We start from the raw sequence: 1589 nt of genomic DNA on the forward strand, positions 1-1589 counted from the left end.
GAGAAGGCAAAGACGCCGCCGTAGCGCCGGGCATGCCGGGCCACATATTCCAGCGTCAGGCACGCGCCCTGCGAGAAGCCGCCCAGCACGATGTTTTGGGGCGGGATGCCCTGCTCACCCAAAGTGTTCACGACATCGTCAAGCATTTGCAGCGCCGACGACAGCCCCGGTTCGTTGCGTTCCAGTGGGGCCAGGAAGCTCTCGGGATACCAGGTGTTTCCTTGCGCCTGCGGCGCGACATACGCCAGTTCGGGAACACCAAATTGCTGCGCCAGACCCAGAATATCCTTGGCATTGCCGCCGCGCCCATGCAACAGGATGACAGCGGCCCGCGCTTGCGCGAGTGGCTGACCTGCCGTAAAGACCGGCTGGCCCTGGTGCGGGCCGTTCAGGCGCAGCCCGTCCGAGACAGTGGCGGGACTGCCCTGCCCGTTTCCGCCGATGGTCACGCCGTACTCGTGGTTTACAATCGGCTTCACGCGCGCTTCAATCGCCGCCCGCTTGCTCTCGTACCAAGCGGGCAGTTTCAGGTGCTTGCCCAGTTCCTCCACGCTTTCGTCGGCGGGAAAACCGGGGGCGTCGGTGGCGACCTCGAACAGGATGCCCGAGCGCTCGCGGAAGTAGATGGAGTGGAAATACTGGCGGTCTTGAACCGTCGTCACCTGATAGCCGTGCTTGGTCAGGAGCTTGCGGTATTCCAGTTGCTCGGCGTCGTCCACGGTGCGCAGCGCCACATGGTGAACGCTGCCCGCGCTGAACTGGCCGTGCGGCTGACCCGGACGTTCCACCAGATCGATATACAAGCCCACGCCGTCCGACTGGCCCCGGTAGCGGATGCGCACTCCCTCGGCGTCCGGTTCGCTGCCGACCTTGCTGAAGCCCAGCGGCCCGGTCAGCAGCTTCTCGGTCTGGGCGGTCTGCTCGACCCAACCCGTGACGCTGTGAAAGCCGTTCAGGGCGTGTTGGCGGGGCACGGGGCTCTTCGGCCAGAAGCTAGGCACGTCTGCGCCGTCCTCAAAGACAATCTCGATCCACAGCCCATCGGGGTCTTCAAACCTGACCAGCGGGCTGCCGAAGCGCGACCCCTCGGTGAAGGGAATGCCAAATTCCTTCAAGCGGGCCTTCCAGTAGTCCTGCGAAGCGACGGGCGCAGCGTAAGCCGCCGCCACGATTTCCCCGTTGCCGCGCCGCCCTCTGACCGCATTCGGCCAGGGAAAGTAGGTCATGATGGTGCCGGGTGCGCCCGTTTCGTCGCCGTAGTACAGATGGTAGGTGCCGGGGTCGTCGAAGTTGACCGTTACCTTGACCATGCGCTGGCCCAGAACCTGCGTAAAGAAGTCCACGTTCCGCTGCGGGTCGCTCGCCATGACGGTGAGGTGGTGGAGACCTTGAATAGGGTTCATGTCCAAAGTCTAACTTAAATATTTAAGTGTTTTGTAACCCTGTACCTTTTGCCTCTGCCTACAATACGGGCGTGACTGAACTAGACGCTGCCCTGACGCAGCCTCCCATCCGAATCTGGCGGCGCCTGGTCCGCACCACCCAGAGCAAGACCCAGCAGGTCGAAGCGGCCCTGCTGCCCCTGGGCC

General features: G+C 63.5%; 1 protein-coding gene. It reads right to left on the reverse strand.

Annotated features, from left to right (window positions below):
- Positions 1-1403, reverse strand: a 1403-nt coding sequence (locus Q4C89_RS15075) for a VOC family protein (protein WP_303103437.1), incomplete at its 3' end; no start/stop codon positions are given.
- Positions 1404-1589: the final 186 nt, after the last annotated feature.

Origin of the sequence: Deinococcus sp. (assembly GCF_030523985.1) — a bacterium.
Lineage (GTDB): Bacteria > Deinococcota > Deinococci > Deinococcales > Deinococcaceae > Deinococcus.